The following is an 18,452-nucleotide window of genomic DNA, read 5'->3' on the forward strand; positions in this document are numbered from 1 at the left end:
GAATTTAATACATCGAGTTTTGAGTGTAGTTTAACTTTTCAATTGTTTCGAAATTAAATGTAGAGGTGCCATTTCTGTCGTGATCAAGCCGCGTTTAGGGCGGTCGAGATCAATAATGATATAAACAATCAGCGTAATGAGAATTCCGACTAACGAAATAGGTATGGTCAAACGCTTCCCGCTGAGTCCTGCTGAGTAACCTAAAATCGTAACCGCAATAACAAATACAAAAAACAACAAGTACAGAACTACTTCAGGGGCATAGTTGTTGATAAGTGCATTGCGTTTAAAGTCACGCTCTATCAACAGTGCCACATCATTTTGTAATGCATTGTTGTCGGTTAGTTGCCACATTTGCTGTTGAATAGACTCGACGTGCGTGGTGAGTTTTTGTCGCGACTTGTCTTCAACAATACTTAGCTCTGCTAACTCCAGTTTTGTCTCGACGTACTGTTCAAGTAATAACTTAAACTCTGGTCTCAAAGAGTTGGGTAGGTGACTAGACGCCATCATGACTTGTTTGATTGACGCTGCTTCATCAATTAGGGCCGTGGTTCGAGCATCGTATTTCTGAATTGACATGCTAAAGGTGAAACCTAATAACAAAGCAAGTAGACCGAGAATACTGCCTTGAATTGAACCAGTGAGAGATTTTACCTCATCTGTTGTCTTTTTCTGGACAAAGTGACCAATAGCAAACCCTATTTCATTAAAAAAGCTTATTGCCAGAAATAAAGTGATGGCAATACTGATGGTACTGAATTCGTAGAGTTGCAATTTAGATCCTTAATTTGTGTCAGTCTAATTGAGCCTGTTCAGCTTCTTTCAAACCACTTAGAGATGATTGCAGAGATGGCTCAAGCATTAGTGCCTGTTCAAATGCCGCCTTGGCTGCTTGATAGTTCTCGGTGGTTAGCAGACTTTTGCCGAGATTATCATACGCCTCTGGTTTATCCGGTGTTATTTTTGTTAATTGAGTAAATAAACTGACAGCCTTGTCTGGGTCACCACCAATGAGTTTAGAAGCGGTTAAATAAAAATGGCCAAGGGACTGAATGGTTACTATGTGATTAGCGTCCAGTTGGTGCGCTCGAATAAAGACATCTCGACCTTTGGCAAGCGTCGACATTTTACTGAAAATGGATGCCTGGTCAGCAAGCTTAAAGTAGTTTTCTCCTAAGCTCGAAAGGTACTCAGGGTTGTCTGACTCTACCTCTACAGCGCGAACCAAATAGCCTTCAGCTTCTTCGTAGCGGTTCTTATTAAAGGCAATCTTACCTAAATAAAAGTTCACAGCCGGGTCGTAAGGGGCTTTGCTTAATAAAAACTCAAACTGTGTTTTGGCCGTGTCTAATTGATGCTGATTAAAGGCATTTATTGCAGTTTCGATAGTAATGAGGCTAGTGCTTGATTCTACTTGGTTGGTCGTTGATTTAGACGTGTCGTTCGGCTTGGAAGTTTGATTAGGCTGAGTGATGTCATTTTGAGCGTGAAGCGGTGCGCCAGTTAAGCCTATTAACGCAACGACAATTGATAGAGTCCGCATTTTTCTGTCCTTTTTATTATTATTTTACTCCATGTGTTGTTTAAAAAATGTACACAAACAAAAAGAGGAAATCCAGCTTTTTACTCGATTTCCTCTTACTAATAATAGCCGTGCGACTTTATGGAATTAACGTATCCGCCGGAACGCGAACCCAACCTTCCATTAACACTCTCGCACTTCGGCTCATGATGGCTTTATCAACTTGCCATTCGCCATCCTGTAAGCTGGCTTTTGCGCCTACTTTTAACGTTCCACTCGGGTGACCAAAAGTAACAGCATCACGAGGTTGGTTGCCCGCTGCTTGATAAACCAGGGTGCCCGGTATCGCAGCCGCAGCGGCAATTGCAACTGCTGCTGTTCCCATCATGGCGTGGTGCATTTTACCCATGGATAGGGCACGAACAGACACGTCGATTTCGTTTTCAGCAATGGCTTTACCACTAGAGCTCACGTACTGCTTTGGTGGCGCTACAAATGCTACCTTTGGCGTGTGTTGTCTTGCTGCAGCCTCACTGACGTTTTGGATAAGTCCCATTTGAACGGCACCATGGGCGCGAATCGTTTCAAATTTCGCAAGCGCCTCTGGGTTTTCATTTATCGCTTCTTGTAACTCAGTACCTGTGTAACCCAACGCTTCTGCATTCAAGAAAATCGTTGGAATACCAGCATTGATGAAGGTCGCATCGAAGGTACCGATATCTGGCACTTCAAGTTTGTCGACTAAATTACCAGTCGGGAACATTGAGCCCTCGCCATCGGCTGGCGCAATAAACTCGACTTGTACTTCTGCGGCAGGGAAGGTTACACCATCTAGCTCAAAGTCGCCGGTTTCTTGCACTTCACCATTGGTAATCGGCACATTGGCAATGATGGTTTTTTTGATGTTAGCTTGCCAAATTCGAACCACAGCGATGCCATTTTCTGGAATACGGGTCGGGTCGACCAAGCCATTGTTAATCGCAAAAGAGCCAACCGCAGCGGTCAAGTTGCCGCAGTTACCACTCCAATCAATAAATGGCTTGTCTATCGCGACTTGACCAAATAAATAGTCAACGTCGTGATCAGCTTTGCTACTTTTTGACAAAATCACGGTTTTACTCGTGCTTGATGTTGCGCCACCCATACCGTCGGTATGCTTGCCGTAAGGATCAGGGCTGCCAATCACACGAAGTAGAACCTGGTCGCGAATTGGGCCTGGCTCTTGTGCTTCAATAGGTAGGTCTTCTAAGTTAAAGAAGACCCCTTTGCTCGTACCGCCACGCATATACGTAGCGGGTATTTTTATTTGCGGCAGGTGCATTATGCTTCCGCCTCTAAAAAGTCTTTAGCAAAGCGTTGAAGGACACCACCGGCTGAGTAAATCGAAACTTCTTCAGCTGTGTCTAAGCGACATTTAACTGGAACGCGAACTGACTCACCATTACTGCGATTAATGATGAGCGTTAATGTCGCGCCAGGACTCGGCTGACCTTCAACATCAAAGGTTTCTGTGCCGTCGATGTTTAGTGTTTTGCGTGTTGTACCAGCTTCAAACTCGACCGGTAGTACACCCATACCGATAAGGTTGGTACGGTGAATACGCTCAAATCCTTCAGCAACGATAACTTCTACACCCGCTAATCGAACGCCTTTAGCGGCCCAGTCTCGCGAAGAGCCCTGACCATAGTCCGCACCAGCAACAATGATTAATGGCTGTTTGCGTTCCATGTAGGTTTCAATGGCTTCCCACATTCGGGTCACTTTGCCTTCCGGCTCAATTCGGGCTAATGAACCTTGTTTTACTTCGCCATTTTCACGTACCATTTCATTCAATAACTTAGGGTTAGCGAATGTTGCACGCTGTGCCGTTAAGTGATCGCCTCGGTGGGTGGCATAAGAGTTAAAGTCTTCTTCTGGCAAGCCCATTTTGGCAAGGTACTCACCGGCCGCGCTTTCAGCCATGATAGCGTTTGATGGTGATAGGTGATCAGTAGTGATGTTATCACCAAGTACGGCAAGTGGACGCAGGCCTTTCAGGGCTGGTTCACCGGCTAATGCGCCTTCCCAGTATGGAGGACGACGAATATAAGTACTTTGTGGACGCCAATCGTAAAGTGGATTGTTGTCTTCACCATAGTCAACGGTAAGATCAAACATTGGCTCGTACACTTTACGGAAGTGATCAGGTTTGACGCTTGCTTTGATAATAGCATCGATTTCTTCATCGCTCGGCCACAGATCTTTCAAGGTGATTGGATTACCTTGCTCGTCGACGCCAAGGGCGTCTTTTTCGATGTCAAAGCGAATCGTACCGGCAATCGCGTACGCCACAACTAATGGAGGCGAGGCTAAGAATGCTTGATCTGCATGTGGATGGATTCGGCCATCAAAGTTACGGTTACCCGAAAGTACCGCCGTGCTATACAAGTCTCTATCTTTAATTTCTTGGGCAATTTTTGGGTCAAGTGCGCCACTCATGCCGTTACACGATGTACACGCATAGGCGACAACACCAAAACCAAGTTGCTCTAACTCAGGTAATAAGTTGGCCTCTTCTAGGTACATAGTCACAGCTTTAGAGCCTGGTGCTAATGATGTTTTTACCCACGGTTTACGTAACAGGCCTTTTTCATTGGCGTTACGAGCAATCAAACCTGCTGCAATCATGTTACGAGGGTTACTCGTGTTAGTACAAGAAGTGATGGCTGCGATAATGACAGCACCATCTGGCATTTTACCTTCTTCGTTTTCAACTTTTCCAGCAATGCCTTTTGCCGCTAAATCAGTGGTTGCGACACGAGCGTGTGGATTCGAAGGACCCGCCATATTGCGTACAACGCTTGATAAATCGAAGCTTAGTACGCGTTCGTACTGAGCGCCCGTCATGTCATCAGCCCAAAGGCCCGCTTCTTTCGCGTAAGTCTCAACTAGTTTAACTTGGTCATCATCACGGCCTGTCAGCGTTAAATAATCGATAGTTTGCTGGTCGATATAGAACATCGCCGCGGTCGCACCAAACTCTGGCGTCATGTTTGAGATGGTCGCACGGTCACCCAGTGTTAGTGCGTTCGCACCTTCACCGAAGAACTCTAAGTATGAAGATACAACGCGCTCTTTACGTAAAAACTCGGTTAAGGCCAAAACGATATCAGTACTTGTGATACCAGGCTGTGGCTTGCCGGTAAGTTCAACACCAATAATGTCTGGCAGACGCATATAAGAAGCACGGCCAAGCATCACACTTTCGGCTTCTAGACCACCAACACCAACCGCGATAACACCCAGTGCATCAACCATCGGCGTATGACTGTCAGTACCAACTAACGTATCTGGGAACGCAACGCCGTCACGGTTTTGAATAACCGGAGACATACGCTCTAAGTTAATTTGGTGCATGATGCCGTTACCTGGAGGTATTACATCAACGTTTTTAAACGCTGTTTTGGTCCAGTTAATAAAGTGAAAACGGTCTTCGTTACGACGCTCTTCAATGGCACGGTTCTTTTCAAAGGCATCTTTTTCATAACCAGCGTGCTCAACCGCAAGACTGTGATCGACAATCAGTTGAGTCGGAACAACTGGGTTTACTTTGGCCGGGTCGCCGCCTTTTTCAGCGATGGCATCACGTAGGCCTGCGAGGTCTACCAATGCCGTTTGACCTAGAATGTCATGACAAACAACGCGTGCTGGGAACCAAGGGAAATCTAGATCACGCTTGCGCTCGATGATTTGTTTTAATGAGTCAGTCAGTTTGTCACTTGGGCAACGACGGACTAAGTTCTCTGCTAACACCTTAGAAGTGTAAGGTAAGGCTTCGTATGCGCCAGGGCTTATCGCATTAACGGCTGCACGAGTGTCAAAAAAGTCGACGTTGGCGCCCGGTAACGGCTTTCTATATTCGATATTCATAATTCGGCTTTCTGGATTCTTTTTGAAATAAATTCTGTTTAAAACAAGCTCGTGTAAATCAAATACATATAAAACACGTTTGCTTAAAACAATTCAGAAAATCAGACTAGCGAAACACTAGCCTGATATTTTCGATGAAAAGGCGATTAACGCTCTGAAATTGGCGTAACTGGACGTAGTTCTTCACCGATGTATTCTGCAGATGGACGAATGATACGGTTGTCCGCACGTTGTTCCATCACGTGAGCTGCCCAGCCCGTTAGTCGTGACATAACGAAAATCGGTGTGAACAACTTAGTTGGGATATTCATAAAGTGATACGCAGAGGCATGGAAGAAATCGGCGTTACAGAACAAGCCTTTTTCGCGCTTCATGACTTCTTCACAACGTACAGAAACAGGGTATAAAACGGTGTCACCAACTTGCTCAGCCAGTTTTTCTGACCAGCCTTTGATGATTTCGTTACGCGGGTCTGACTCTGAATAAACTGCGTGACCGAAGCCCATGATTTTTTCTTTTTTGGCTAATTTAAGCATCATTTGCTCTTCAGCGTGATCCGCAGAAGTAAACTCTTGGATCATGTCCATCGCGGCTTCGTTTGCGCCACCGTGAAGTGGACCACGTAATGAGCCGATAGCACCCGCAACACAAGAGTGAATATCTGACAATGTAGATGCACAAACACGTGCAGTAAACGTTGAAGCATTAAATTCGTGCTCGGCGTAAAGAATAAGTGAAACGTGCATGACTTGCTCGTGCAACTCACTTGGCTTTTCACCGTGTAATAAATGTAGGAAGTGTGCGCCGATTGAATCGTCGTCTGTTTCAACGTCGATGCGAACACCATCGTGTGAGAAGCGGTACCAGTAACAAATGATTGATGGGAAACACGCCAACATTCGGTCAGCCGCATCTTGCTGTTGCCCAAAGTCCAATTCCATTTCTAAGTTGCCAAGCATTGAACAACCAGTGCGCAATACATCCATTGGGTGCGCATCAGCTGGAATACGCTCTAGTACGTCTTTCAGTGCTTGAGGTAAACCGCGCATGCCGTGAAGTTTTTTCTTATAAGCATCAAGCTCGCTTTGGGTTGGTAATGTGCCCTTTAAAATAAGGTAGGCAACTTCTTCGAACTGACAGTTATTGGCTAAGTCTTTTACGTCGTATCCACGGTACGTTAGACCTGAACCTGATTTTCCAACGGTTGAAAGTGCTGTTTTACCTGCCACTTGGCCACGTAGACCTGCACCTGATAATACCTTACCCATGTCTCTCTCCTAATTTAGATTATCTGCTTTGGCGCCGTTTATATTTTTAGACTTCGGCGCCAACCAGACGGTTATATGTTGAACCTGAAATATTTGTTATTTAATGATTTAGTTTTTATATGTTTTACTGCTACTTGCATTTAATGCAATGTCGCTATTTATTTTTGCCTTCAGCAAACAAAGAGTCTAGCTTCTGCTCGTACTCGTGATAGCCAAGATAATCGTACAAATCCATACGTGTTTGCATTGTATCTACTACGGCTTTTTGATCGCCATCGGTCAAAATGTGTTTATAAACATTTTCGGCTGCTTTGTTCATTGCTCTGAAAGCGCTTAGTGGATACAGAACCATGTCCACACCCCACTGACCTAGCTCTTCTTTGTTCCAAAGTTCAGTTTTACCGAACTCAGTAATGTTCGCCAGAATCGGCACATCTAACGCTTCAGAAAATGCGCGGTAGTGTTCTTCTGTTTGAACCGCTTCAGCAAAAATACCGTCGGCACCTGCAGCAACATACGCTTTAGCGCGTTCAATTGCCGCTTCTAAGCCTTCTTGAGCAAAAGAGTCTGTACGAGCCATGATGAAAAAGTCAGGGTCAGTACGCGCATCTACCGCCGCTTTGATACGGTCTACCATTTCTTCTGTTGAAACGATTTCTTTATTTGGACGGTGACCACAGCGTTTTTGAGCAACTTGGTCTTCCATGTGCACAGCCGCCGCACCTGCTTTTTCCATATCACGAATGGTTTTGGCGATATTGAATGCACCGCCCCAACCTGTATCAATGTCGACCATTAATGGTAGGTCACAAGCTGAAGTTATGCGTTGAACATCAACAATAACGTCATTCAGTGAAGTCATACCTAAGTCTGGTAAACCGTAAGACGCATTGGCAACGCCACCACCTGATAAATAAATAGCTTGATGCCCGATTTGTTTTGCCATCATTGCTGTGTAGGCATTGATGGTGCCGACGATTTGAAGGGGTTGGTTTGCATCTAACGCTTGTCTAAACTTTTTACCTGCGCTCATATTTCTCTCTCTGTTGTTTGACCTGTTTGAACATACGTTTCATGTTCGTGGTTAATAATTGTGATTACTTATTATTGTTGTTAGTGGTAATCAGGGTTGCATCGATACTAATTTTTGTTCGATGTTATTTTTAGAATATAAAATGTGACGACGCATGAGTAGCTCGGCTAGCTCTTCGTCACGATTGCTAATGGCTTGCAAAACGTGTTTGTGTTCGTCAAAGGCGGTTGTCACTCGAGGACCAGCCATACCTAATTGGACTCGATACATTCGAACCAAGTGGTAAATACCGTTGATCAACATATTGATAAGGTGTTTGTTTTTGCTGCCAAGAATAATTCGGTAATGAAAATCGACATCACCCGCTTCTTGATAATAGGACTGCCCGTCTTTGACTTTATCGAAATGACTGCTGAGTAACGCTTTTAAGTCGTCAATTTCATCATTTGTCATATTCTTGGCCGCAAGACGCGCGGCCATCCCTTCAAGAGACTCTCGGACTTGGTAAAGTTCGATTAACCCTTCGATAGTTAGCGTTGCAACTCGGGCACCCACGTTTGCTTTGCGTTCAACAAGATGGCTAGATTCAAGTCGGTTAATGGCTTCTCTAACTACCGCACGCGATACACTGTATTTTGTCGACAAATCCGCTTCTGATAGTTTGGAGCCTGCTGCTAGGTTGCCTTCGACGATATCTTTGCGAAGTGCAACAAAGGTTTTGTCTGCAGACGTAACGGGTTGATCGAAAGGGAGAGTGATATTAGCCACGAGAAATGAATATGCCTCAATCTTGTTGAATGGATTGTAGACAATATAGGGTTGATTAAGACTCTAGTCAAACAAAGAGGTCTAAATTGTCGACAAAACAAAGATGGTTTGACGACTAAACTGGACAGCTAGCTTTACGCTTTCACATGATTAGTTACAGCCCACTGAGTCACAGCGGGCTAGGCACCGTTTATTTCAATTGGTTTTAACTTTGTTTAATCCTTGGTTGATAGTAACAAACGTCAACATTACCTGTGCCAGGGTAAACTAGAAACGGGCCTGAATTATGACGCGCAGATTCAAGACGCTTTTGATATTTCTGACCAAGTGTGTTTTCAACTGAATATTGGCGTTGTTGGCCTGCCATCAAATCTGTACCGAGAGTGGCGCTAAGGATTTTAGTTCGCTGATCTTTGTCTTCAATCATTCCGCTTTTTTCTTTAGGTCCTCGATTCATGGCTTGTGCAGCAGGCATACCATCAATTAAACGACCAAATATAGACATATTGCGATCAAGGTGACGAGGTGCATGACCAATAACAGCGTAGAATTCGGTAGTAGCAGTATCTGGGGCATTATCACGAGCCATCGCTAGCGCTCCTGGGCAATGTAATAGCCATTCTTCATTTGTTTTTGGGTCTCGACCGGCAGGAAAGGTATCGATGAACCCCGTTTCTGGTGCAAGCATAGCTGGAGATTGAACCAGCTGAAATGTTGAGTCTGCTGGGATAGGGCGAGTAAACTCGGCCTTTAATGTTTTTCGGAACGCACTCGGTTTACTAGTCTTTTCGTTATATTCTTGCTCGCCGCCTTGTATGACAAAACCGTCCACAACACGATAAAACTCGAGGCCATTGTAAAAACCTTCTTTGACTAAGTTTTTAAATTGCTGTGCCGCCATTGGCGATTGAATGTCAGTGATCTGAAAAACCAACATGCCCTTTGTGGTTTGCATGTAAACTAAGTCGGTTTGAGGGATCGAAACATAGTCTAAGACATCGTCTGATTGAACTTGTGTGTCGATTGCAAATAGCTGTGCGCTTATTAGCAAAGCAAAAAACGAAGTGACGATTCGGCTCGCGTTAATAATGTGGTGTTTATTCCAGTGTTTTAACATCTTGCTTCCTATCATTTATTATTGTTTTTAGATAACCTAACTGAATATAAAGTAACCCGTTTTTGACAAAATACAACAGGAAGTGACACCTTGCTTGAAGTAATCTCCGACTTTTTTAATCCCAACAATGACTACTTTTTTGAGTTGATGGCGGTCAGCGCCAACTTAACGGTGTTATTTTTATTACGCTATTTTAAATCGAACATTGTTTCCCAGCGCAAAGACAAATTTTGGGGCGCAGCCGCTTATTCAAGTTATCACCCACTTCGTATGTTCCTTTTCTTATTATTGTTTTGGCACGCGTTACACTTAGTTAATGAATTCTGGGTACTCAAAATCGGCTTGAATGAATACCCCGTCGTTAAGCTAATGGCTGCCATTCACTTAAGTTGGTTTGGCTTTAGAGTGGTTAATACATTAGAAACGGCGTTTTTGGATACTCACGATACGGTCAGACTCGATCAGACCGCTATCATTGGAGTAGCAAAGGTTTGTCGCTTGTTGTTAATGGTTGTTCTGGCAATTGTGGCATTTGATTTGTTGGGATTAGATGCCAGTGGTTTGATTGCACTTGGTAGTGTTTCAGGAGCGGCGTTAGCCTTTGCATCTAAAGACTTAGTGTCGAACTGGTTTGGTGGGATCATGTTATACATGGACAAGCCATTTAAGGTCGGTGATTGGGTCAGATCTCCGGATAGAGAGATTGAGGGCACCGTTGAGTACATTGGCTGGCGCATTACCAAGATAAGAACCTTTGATATGCGTCCTTTATACGTACCAAACTCAATGTTCAATAACATTACTGTCGAAAACCCCTCGAGAATGACAAACCGGCGCATCAAAGAAACGATTGGCGTGCGGTATGAGGACATTGATCAAGTCAATGCAATGGTAGAAGACATAAAAGCGTATTTAACCAATTCGGCACTGATTGCCCAAGACAAAACCATTATTGTTAACTTCAATGGTTTTGGTGCGTCTAGTTTGAATATCTTGGTTTATTGCATGACGGTGACGACTGATTGGGTGACGTTCCACGAACATAAACACCAAGTCTTACTTGCGATTGCCGAAATCATTGAAAAACACGACGGTGAGTTTGCGTTTCCAACTCAAACTTTGCATGTTCACTCTGAAGAGAGAGGGTCGGGGTTTGTAGAGAGTGAGCCGGCTTCTTAATTAAATTACCCAAGCTACTCAACGAATCAAGCTATTCAAATCGCTGAGCAGATTAATTTACTCAGCGACTTTTCTCGTAATAAAGTCTAGAGCGAGTGGTACATCTCTAAACTTTTTTGCGTCTCGCCTAACAGGGCCAGCTCCTGAGCGAACAATTTTATATCCGTTGGGTGAGGGTTACTGTAAATAACCTGTTGCAATGCTTGTTGAGCTAACTGATGGTCTTTTTGTCCAGCCGCTAAATAACCCATGATAGTTAATAACGTCTGGTCGTGAGGTGACTTAGTCGCTTGCTGGTGGACGCGGTGAAAAAGCTTGTCCATTTGTACTTGATGGTTGAGTTCGTAATAGCGTCTGACGACGGCCAAAATCAACTCGTTATCAATGACTTTCTTCTGATCTAAAATCAACGTTTCAATTTTGTCACTTTGTTGAGCCGTAGCCAGTGCTGACAAATAAGCAAAAAACACTTCTGGCATTTGGCGATTGGTTTTATGTAAAGATTGCCAAACTTCACTTAGCTGGTTTAATGACTTACTTTGAACATAGTCGGCAAACCCGCGTTCGAACCAAGTTTTGAGCTGTTCATTCCAAAGCGCAAATGCTTCATCCGAGAAAGACTTTTTCAAGTTCTTCTGAATCTTAGGTAGTTGGGTATCGACATCAGACCAATGGTGACTATAGATATTAATTTCGAGCCATAATTGTTGGTAAGCTACGGTTTGCTTTAATAAAGGTAAAGCCAACTTATCGATGTGGGCTCTCGCCGCTTCGTAATCTTTGTTTTGAGATAGGATAACCAATTCTGCAAAATCCACTCGGTAGGCACTTGTTGTCAAATCTAGTTCTTCAATATCTAATTGCTTTTTGACTTGTTCGGCGACGTGAGGTTGTTGTGATTGGGCTGCACATACTAAGCTCAACGCGCGTGCCGACTCTATTTTTTCACTTCGTCTGACTCGCAAAAACTGCTCTGCCGCTAGCTGCCATTGACCAAGTGCCATTAAATTTAGGCCTTGTTGATAATAATTGGCGTGAGTTTTGGCGTGGAATTTTTGCCACCATTTACTTGGCCATATCAGCATCAAGAACAAATATTTTAATACTTGAAACACAGCGTAAAACGCTAGGACTGTTAGAGTAATGGCTACTGCAAAAGAGACGATAGAACCTTCTGCGGTCCAAGTTCCTAGAGAAATAAGGACGTAACCTTGTTTACCTACCAACAAAGGCGCACTGAGTAGTGCCGCAATGATTAAACCCCAGACGATAATTCGTTTTAGCCATTTACCCATTATTCACCTCCGTCTCAACTGATGTTTGTTCGATAGAGTTTTCTTGAGGTTGGTTAGTCTCTGTCGATTCATTCCCGCCGTCATCGACTGTTTTAGGGCGATCTTCAGATTGCTCAGAGTCATTTAGATCGGTTTCTGAGGGGCTTGGCGTGCGGAGTTGTTCTTGCAACCGTTGCTGCTGCAGTTGCATTAATCCTATGACGTGTTTGTTAAGCAACGCTTGAGAGCTCAAATTAGCCGGTAATACTTGCGCTACGTTTTTCTTGTTCAGCTCGATTATCGTATTGATTGAAGCCACAACACTCGGCTGAGTCAAATCGAAGTATTGTTTTAACCAACGCTCAACGTTGGTTAGTGCATCCTGATAAATAGCGACATTACCTTCTAATACTGATTGTTGCGCAATCAAAAGCTGCTGACGAATATTAGCCCTTACAAACCAGCGCTGTTTGGGCGGAAGTTCAGGCTCTACAGCACTTTCACGTCGAGTGACAGAAATAAAGTTACCCATAAACCGCTTTACACTTGCCAACAGGTTCGCTTGCCAATCATTTACGTCGTCAGATATTTCAGGTTTGGTTGGTAATTCGGCCGGGTCTGGTACATAGATATGAGCCAAAGGCAATGTTTCAAGCTGACGGATGACACCTGATAACGCTAGATACACAGAGTCGGTGTCTGGTTTTGGGATAGCGGCAAGAAGGGCTAAGTCTTCACTGATTGCTTGACGTAAATAAAACACACTAGGGTCATTCATCGCATCAAGTCGGATATTGGCATCAACTAACAACTGAATAGCTGTATTAATGTCTTGCTCAATAAGAAGGCGTCGCTCGGCGAGATTGACCAAATATAAACTTTCAGCGGCTAGCCAAGTGTTTGGTTGAACCTGGCCTAATTCTTTAATGCGTGCCGTCAAACTTGTTAATTGTCTTTGCGTGTCTTGGACAAACTCATTGTTATTTTGTTGATTGCTCTCCAATGCGGTTAGATTATTCTGCACTTTTTCAACCGTTCGGCGAGTTTCAACAAGGCTTTGCTGAGCAATAACTTGATTCTGTTCTAATTGCTGTTGGTGAGAAAGTGCGGTTTGTTGTTGTAGCCAGTATAAATAAGCCACACCGGCCAACGCGATTAGACCAAATAAAAAGCCAAATAAGCCTAGAATACTGATGCCACCGGATTTCTTATTATTTTGTTGTGAATGTGACGAAGCGCTTTGTGAGCGTTGTGATGAAGAGCTAAAGGAGGCAGAAGGTTCAGGTTTGGACTTATTCTCAGGCTTTGCTGAAGGCTTGTCTTTAGACGAATAAGTGGCAGTACTAGCTGAAGGTTGACTCGATGGAGTATCACTTGGCTTTTGTGTTGACGGTTCTTTTTTCGAGTCGGCTTTATCACTGGCATCATTAGCACGGGCCTTAAGCTCCGCCTCTAATTTTTCTAATTCAGAGTTTGCATCATTCATGCGTTGGTTTGCGTCGTTTTTAGAAGCCAACGATTTGTCCTTCTTTTTTTTATCTACCATTTTATTGCCCGTTACCTATTACCTACATCAGTGGGAAGCGAATTTATCCAATCGACTCTATCTTATGAATAATAGAAGAATTATTCATATGTTCACAGATATAAATGTTTGATTTTTCTATGCCTAGATTGAGTAATGCTTCCCGTATACGGTCGCTAAATGCCACCCAGGACCATTGATTAAGGTCTATTTTTTGTTGAAATTGTAGAGACTCAATCACACTTTTAAGTACATCTTTACTCGTTACTATGATGAATTTGGCGTCTATCCATTGATCAATCGCTTTTGGGTAATGGATAGCCACCCGCTCATATAGTGACCACTCACAAACCTCAAAACCTCTGTTATTTAGAGCGTTTTTAATTAACTCTCTGCCTCCGGTGCCTTTAAAAATATGAACTTTTTGAGAAGTGTAAGGGGGTTTTAATCGATTATTTTTATTCAGCTCTTCACTGAAAACACTCAGGCCCAAAACCCCTTCACTGTCAGTGCGCTCCGGTGTGAGAATACTCTTAGGTGAAATAAGAAGGTGCTCTGCAAGTTGATTGGCGGTACCTTGGCCGACAGCAACTATTTTTTGGTGTTGCTTCAACGCGGCAATAATATCTGGTTTGTGTTTTATTTGTTGGTAAAAAGCGTCAACAGCAGGGCGACTAACAAAGACGAGAATCGCTGAAACTATGTCCTCTATATTTAAAGTAGCCGTCGCATTAGGGAAGTGGCGATTTTCTAATGCAGGCTGATAAAGACTAGAGAATTTATGTTTTTGTAATAGAGCTTCGAGTTCGAGACCCATAGGTGCAGGACGAGTATTGATAACTTGTGGTGAGGTATTGTTGTTTAAGTTCATTGGCATCCTGCTAATCCCTAATGTATTTCTAAGTAGCTTAGTTATTTAATGGGTTAGGCGAGCGCTAACCCATTTTAATTTACCGAGCTTTATTGGTTATATACCTCATTGAGTATGACATCCGCACCTTGGCTTAATAATTTATTTGCGAGTTCTAATCCAAGTTTTTCGGCTTCTTGGACAGGACCACTTATTTCATCTCGAATAATGGTTTTACCGTCAAGGCTACCGACTAAGCCACGTAAATGAATTGTGTCACCTTTAATCTCTGAATAGCTACCAATTGGTACTTGGCAACCACCCTCTAGACCTCTATTCATCGCGCGTTCAGCTAATACACGGTAGCGCGTCTCAGTGTCTTCGAGTGGGGCAAGCAAAGCCTTGATCGCGGCATCATCCGAACGACATTCAATACCGACGGCACCTTGACCGTTTGCCGGTAGTAAAACATCGGTTGCGATGGTTTGTTTGATACGCTCTGACATTTCCAATCGGATCAATCCAGCTGCCGCTAGAATAATCGCATCGTACTGGCCTTCATCTAATTTACGTAAGCGCGTGTTGACGTTGCCTCGTAAATCCTTAATGACTAGGTCAGGGCGCATCGCTTTTAATTGGCATTGACGACGTAAGCTAGACGTCCCCACTACAGCCCCCGCAGGAAGAGCATCAATCGAGTCAAAGGTATTTGAAACAAATGCGTCGCGAGGGTCTTCGCGTTCACAAATTGTATTAAGCATTAACCCGTCTGGAAATTCGACGGGAACGTCTTTCATTGAGTGAACGGCAATGTCGGCCCGGTTCTCTAACATTGCTACTTCTAATTCTTTAACAAACAGTGCTTTACCACCAATCTTGGCCAAAGGGGTATCCAAGATCTGATCGCCTTTTGTGGTCATCGGCACTAAGGTTACTTTTAGATTCGGATGTGCTTCTTCAAGACGTCCTTTTACAAAATAGGCCTGCCACAGGGCAAGTTGGCTTTCACGTGTGGCGATACGCAATTCGGATACGGTAGCTTGTGTCATAACGTTCTTTTCAAAAATAATGAGATTGCCGCCAGAATATCAGTTTTGGCGGCGGGTATAAACGAGTGGAGGACCAATTCGTAAGTTAGCGCTTTAATAGGTAAAGCTAGTGGTCGCTAATAGTCTGTTTTGTTCGTCGACGACTTCTACTTCCCAGGTGCCTCTGAGAGGTGAAATTAGGTTTTTACTGGAATAAGTTCGCCAGCGGTCACTGCCAATATTCAACATGACTTCGGCGACTAATTTACCATTTAGAAACCATCTATGAGTGACATATTGACCAGACTTGTCCAGAATTTCAGTGAAAAAGTAAACCTTTTTTGTATCTGTGGGTACCGTTTTTGAATTGTAATTGTTTATCGGCTCACGAGCGTCAATGCCTGTGGTTAAAATAGCACGACGAATAAATTGACTGGCAGGCACATTTGGCTCGTCAACCATCGTCACGTCGTCGTTTGGTGCAGTAATGGCGGCGGTGGCTGACAAAGGCAGTATTAATGCGTTTACTATTAAAAGTAGTGCGATACGGCGAAAATTAATTTGTCGAAACATCTATTAAAGCCTCGTTTTATATAGGGTTTTAGGCGGCTTTATAACCGCTATGTTATTGTTACAGTATAGGTAAAAATGTAGAGTTTGGGCTACATTTTACTTCATTAACTTAACTCTTTAATTGCTCTACTAATTCCATCCACAGTAAGTGGGAACATCTTCCCTTCTACAATTTGATTCATAATTCCGATAGATTGATAGTACGGCCAATGAGCTTCTTCTTGGGGGTTAAGCCAAGCTACCTTGTCGAAGTGATGGGTGACTTTCCTCATCCAATCGACACCCGGTTTTTCATTCCAATGTTCTACAGAGCCACCTGGCATCATAATTTCGTAGGGACCCATCGTCGCATCACCGACAAAAATGACTTTGTAATCTGAACCATACGTTCGAATAAGTTGCTCAACATCCAGGCCTTCATCATATCGACGGGTATTGTCCTTCCATACTTGTTCGTATAGGCAGTTGTGAAAATAGAAAAACTCTAAATGTTTAAACTCGGCATGTGCCGCAGCAAACAGTTCTTCACAAATGTGAATGTAGTCATCCATTGAGCCGCCGACATCAAAAAACATTAATACGTTTACTGCGTTGTGTCTTTCGGGTTCGGTTTTAATATCTAAATAACCGGCATTATCGGCAGTGGCCCTGATAGTTTGGTTGATGTCGAGTTGTTCAGTTGAGCCGGTCCGGGCAAACTTACGCAATTGCTTCAGGGCGAGCTTAATGTTTCTCTGCCCCAATGCACTGTCTTTATCTAAATTTTTGAATTCGCGTTTGTCCCATACTTTAGCGGCGCGGCGATGACGACTTTCATGTTGACCAATTCGTACGCCTTCTGGATTGTAGCCATAAGCTCCAAAAGGAGAGGTGCCGCCTGTTCCGACCCATTTATTACCGCCGGCATGACGCTTTTGTTGCTCTTTGAGACGTTCCTTTAGTGTGTCCATGAGCTTGTCGAGGCCACCAAGAGTCTTGAGCTTGGCTTTGTCTTCATCAGACAGTTGCTTTTCAAATTCTTTTCTTAACCAGTCCTCGGGAATAAGGTGCTCACTCAAATCAATACTTTGAACCCCTTCAAAATAGTCCGCAAATCCTCGGTCAAATCGATCGTAGTGAGTTTCGTCCTTGACCATGATAAGTCTAGAAAGGTGGTAGAACTGCTCGACATCGGCAAAGATAACGCCCTTTTTGACTGCCTCAATTAAATCGAGTAATTCGCGTAATGATACCGGTACTCGATATTTTCTTAAGGTTAAAAAGAAATCGATGAACATAAGTACAGGCTTTTATTTACGACGAGACAAAAAGGCTAGCTTTTCTAACATCTGAACGTCTTGTTCGTTTTTGAGCAATGCACCAAACATTGGGATCACTGATGCGTTTTTGTCTAGTAGCACTTCTTGTGAAACCTCATCGGCTATCAAAAGCTTGAGCCAATCGATTAACTCTGACGTCGATGGTTTCTTCTTGAGACCGTTGAGCTCTCTTAATTCGAAGAACACTTCTAATGCTTCGCGCAATAAAGTCGGTTTTACATCAGGGTGGTGAACCGCGATGATTTTTTCCATTTCCTCACGCGTAGGGAATTGAATGTAGTGGAAAAAACAACGACGTAAAAAGGCGTCGGGCAGCTCTTTTTCGTTATTTGAGGTGATGATCACAATAGGACGCTGCTTGGCAGTGATCTGTTGCTGGGTCTCGTAAACAAAGAAAGACATCTTGTCGAGCTCTTGTAACAAGTCATTTGGAAACTCAATATCAGCTTTGTCGATTTCGTCAATCAGAAGAACAGGGCGTTTGTCCGCTTCGAATGCCTGCCACATTTTGCCTTTGACAATGTAGTTGCCAATATTATGAACGCGTTCGTCCCCTAACTGGCTGTCACGCAGACGAGAAACTGCATCATATTCATAAAGGCCTTGTTGTGCTTTTGTCGTCGATTTAATGTGCCACTGGATAAGTTCGGTATCGAGAGATTTGGCGAGCTCTTCGGCAAGCTGAGTTTTACCTGTTCCAGGTTCGCCTTTTATCAATAAAGGGCGCTCTAACGTCATGGCCGCATTGACGGCTAATTGCAACTCGTCGTTAGTTATATATGTTTCTGTGCCCTTAAATGCCATCGGATACCTCATCTTTATTGTTGTTAAATCTAAGCGTGTTAAGCAATGCTAACTTAAATATACGCGGCATCCAGAGATGGTTCTACTTTCGATTGGAGAAATCTGTATTTTTAAGTGGTTTTTGAGTGGTTTTTGAGCAAAGTAAGTGGCACTTGAAGTCGTCGGATTTGACTATGAGTTGTAACATCTTATATTTGTTAATGATTTGAGTATAGAACGCCGTTATTTTGGATAGTTTTGCACAAAAAGGTGTTAGGCATTCATTTGTTTTCGTTAGTTT

Annotated in this window: 16 protein-coding genes; 1 reads left to right on the forward strand and 15 read right to left on the reverse strand. The window is 43.5% G+C overall.

Annotated features, from left to right (window positions below):
- Nucleotides 1-30: 30 nt before the first annotated feature.
- The 8 genes from AC4E96_RS00165 to AC4E96_RS00200 all read right to left on the reverse strand — a co-directional run bounded on the left by AC4E96_RS00165 (nt 31) and on the right by AC4E96_RS00200 (nt 9,620).
- Nucleotides 31-777 (reverse strand): bestrophin-like domain, encoded by a 747-nt coding sequence (locus AC4E96_RS00165; protein ID WP_488032070.1) that lies wholly within the window; start codon nt 775-777, stop codon nt 31-33.
- A gap of 19 nt (nt 778-796) precedes the next feature.
- On the reverse strand, nt 797-1,546 hold the full coding sequence (locus AC4E96_RS00170) for a tetratricopeptide repeat protein (protein WP_490254537.1): 750 nt from the start codon (nt 1,544-1,546) through the stop codon (nt 797-799).
- 118 nt (nt 1,547-1,664) lie between these two features.
- Complete coding sequence (prpF, locus tag AC4E96_RS00175; RefSeq protein WP_490254538.1) at nt 1,665-2,846, reverse strand: 2-methylaconitate cis-trans isomerase PrpF; 1,182 nt, start codon at nt 2,844-2,846, stop codon at nt 1,665-1,667.
- Nucleotides 2,846-5,434 (reverse strand): Fe/S-dependent 2-methylisocitrate dehydratase AcnD, encoded by a 2,589-nt coding sequence (gene acnD / locus AC4E96_RS00180; RefSeq protein WP_490254539.1) that lies wholly within the window; start codon nt 5,432-5,434, stop codon nt 2,846-2,848. Before acnD ends, prpF begins: the two co-directional genes overlap by 1 nt.
- A gap of 146 nt (nt 5,435-5,580) precedes the next feature.
- Nucleotides 5,581-6,702, reverse strand: a complete 1,122-nt coding sequence (gene prpC / locus AC4E96_RS00185; RefSeq protein ID WP_488032066.1) for a bifunctional 2-methylcitrate synthase/citrate synthase — start codon at nt 6,700-6,702, stop codon at nt 5,581-5,583.
- A gap of 154 nt (nt 6,703-6,856) precedes the next feature.
- Entirely contained in the window at nt 6,857-7,735 is an 879-nt protein-coding gene (gene prpB, locus AC4E96_RS00190; protein ID WP_490254540.1) for a methylisocitrate lyase, read from the reverse strand.
- A 90-nt stretch (nt 7,736-7,825) separates the two neighbouring features.
- Nucleotides 7,826-8,503: a GntR family transcriptional regulator gene (locus tag AC4E96_RS00195; protein WP_488032064.1), complete on the reverse strand. Its 678-nt coding sequence runs from the start codon at nt 8,501-8,503 to the stop codon at nt 7,826-7,828.
- Nucleotides 8,504-8,708: 205 nt separating this feature from the next.
- Entirely contained in the window at nt 8,709-9,620 is a 912-nt protein-coding gene (locus AC4E96_RS00200) for a peptidylprolyl isomerase (RefSeq protein ID WP_490254541.1), read from the reverse strand.
- A gap of 90 nt (nt 9,621-9,710) precedes the next feature.
- Between AC4E96_RS00200 and AC4E96_RS00205 the strand changes: the two genes are divergently transcribed.
- Nucleotides 9,711-10,799 carry a mechanosensitive ion channel family protein gene (locus AC4E96_RS00205; protein ID WP_488032062.1) on the forward strand — a complete coding sequence of 363 codons (1,089 nt, stop codon included), beginning with the start codon at nt 9,711-9,713 and terminating at the stop codon, nt 10,797-10,799.
- An 86-nt stretch (nt 10,800-10,885) separates the two neighbouring features.
- Here the strand turns inward: AC4E96_RS00205 and AC4E96_RS00210 are convergent, their stop codons facing one another.
- From AC4E96_RS00210 to AC4E96_RS00240, 7 genes are all read right to left on the reverse strand, one after another.
- Nucleotides 10,886-12,094: a heme biosynthesis HemY N-terminal domain-containing protein gene (locus AC4E96_RS00210; RefSeq protein WP_488032061.1), complete on the reverse strand. Its 1,209-nt coding sequence runs from the start codon at nt 12,092-12,094 to the stop codon at nt 10,886-10,888.
- Nucleotides 12,087-13,619, reverse strand: a complete 1,533-nt coding sequence (locus tag AC4E96_RS00215) for a uroporphyrinogen-III C-methyltransferase (RefSeq protein ID WP_490254542.1) — start codon at nt 13,617-13,619, stop codon at nt 12,087-12,089. Before AC4E96_RS00215 ends, AC4E96_RS00210 begins: the two co-directional genes overlap by 8 nt.
- A gap of 43 nt (nt 13,620-13,662) precedes the next feature.
- A complete protein-coding gene (locus tag AC4E96_RS00220; RefSeq protein WP_490254543.1) occupies nt 13,663-14,469 on the reverse strand; it encodes a uroporphyrinogen-III synthase in 807 nt (268 codons plus the stop codon).
- Nucleotides 14,470-14,558: 89 nt separating this feature from the next.
- A complete protein-coding gene (gene hemC / locus AC4E96_RS00225) occupies nt 14,559-15,497 on the reverse strand; it encodes a hydroxymethylbilane synthase (protein ID WP_490254544.1) in 939 nt (312 codons plus the stop codon).
- 93 nt (nt 15,498-15,590) lie between these two features.
- Complete coding sequence (locus tag AC4E96_RS00230) at nt 15,591-16,049, reverse strand: DUF2914 domain-containing protein (protein ID WP_490254545.1); 459 nt, start codon at nt 16,047-16,049, stop codon at nt 15,591-15,593.
- Nucleotides 16,050-16,153: 104 nt separating this feature from the next.
- The gene (locus tag AC4E96_RS00235) at nt 16,154-17,326 is read right to left on the reverse strand and encodes a vWA domain-containing protein (RefSeq protein ID WP_490254546.1); all 1,173 of its coding nucleotides are present in this window, start codon (nt 17,324-17,326) and stop codon (nt 16,154-16,156) included.
- A gap of 12 nt (nt 17,327-17,338) precedes the next feature.
- Nucleotides 17,339-18,172 (reverse strand): AAA family ATPase, encoded by an 834-nt coding sequence (locus tag AC4E96_RS00240; RefSeq protein ID WP_490254547.1) that lies wholly within the window; start codon nt 18,170-18,172, stop codon nt 17,339-17,341.
- Between the last annotated feature and the right edge of the window lie 280 nt (nt 18,173-18,452).

This window comes from Psychrosphaera sp. (assembly GCF_982872775.1).

What these genes read in the sequence shown, in the direction of transcription:
- AC4E96_RS00170 (WP_490254537.1), bottom strand. Translation starts at nt 1,546, where the DNA reads ATGCGGACTCTATCAATTGTCGTTGCGTTAATAGGCTTAACTGGCGCA.
- prpF (WP_490254538.1), bottom strand. Translation starts at nt 2,846, where the DNA reads ATGCACCTGCCGCAAATAAAAATACCCGCTACGTATATGCGTGGCGGT.
- acnD (WP_490254539.1), bottom strand. Translation starts at nt 5,434, where the DNA reads ATGAATATCGAATATAGAAAGCCGTTACCGGGCGCCAACGTCGACTTT.
- prpC (WP_488032066.1), bottom strand. Translation starts at nt 6,702, where the DNA reads ATGGGTAAGGTATTATCAGGTGCAGGTCTACGTGGCCAAGTGGCAGGT.
- prpB (WP_490254540.1), bottom strand. Translation starts at nt 7,735, where the DNA reads ATGAGCGCAGGTAAAAAGTTTAGACAAGCGTTAGATGCAAACCAACCC.
- AC4E96_RS00200 (WP_490254541.1), bottom strand. Translation starts at nt 9,620, where the DNA reads ATGTTAAAACACTGGAATAAACACCACATTATTAACGCGAGCCGAATC.
- AC4E96_RS00210 (WP_488032061.1), bottom strand. Translation starts at nt 12,094, where the DNA reads ATGGGTAAATGGCTAAAACGAATTATCGTCTGGGGTTTAATCATTGCG.
- AC4E96_RS00215 (WP_490254542.1), bottom strand. Translation starts at nt 13,619, where the DNA reads ATGGTAGATAAAAAAAAGAAGGACAAATCGTTGGCTTCTAAAAACGAC.
- AC4E96_RS00220 (WP_490254543.1), bottom strand. Translation starts at nt 14,469, where the DNA reads ATGAACTTAAACAACAATACCTCACCACAAGTTATCAATACTCGTCCT.
- hemC (WP_490254544.1), bottom strand. Translation starts at nt 15,497, where the DNA reads ATGACACAAGCTACCGTATCCGAATTGCGTATCGCCACACGTGAAAGC.
- AC4E96_RS00230 (WP_490254545.1), bottom strand. Translation starts at nt 16,049, where the DNA reads ATGTTTCGACAAATTAATTTTCGCCGTATCGCACTACTTTTAATAGTA.
- AC4E96_RS00235 (WP_490254546.1), bottom strand. Translation starts at nt 17,326, where the DNA reads ATGTTCATCGATTTCTTTTTAACCTTAAGAAAATATCGAGTACCGGTA.
- AC4E96_RS00240 (WP_490254547.1), bottom strand. Translation starts at nt 18,172, where the DNA reads ATGGCATTTAAGGGCACAGAAACATATATAACTAACGACGAGTTGCAA.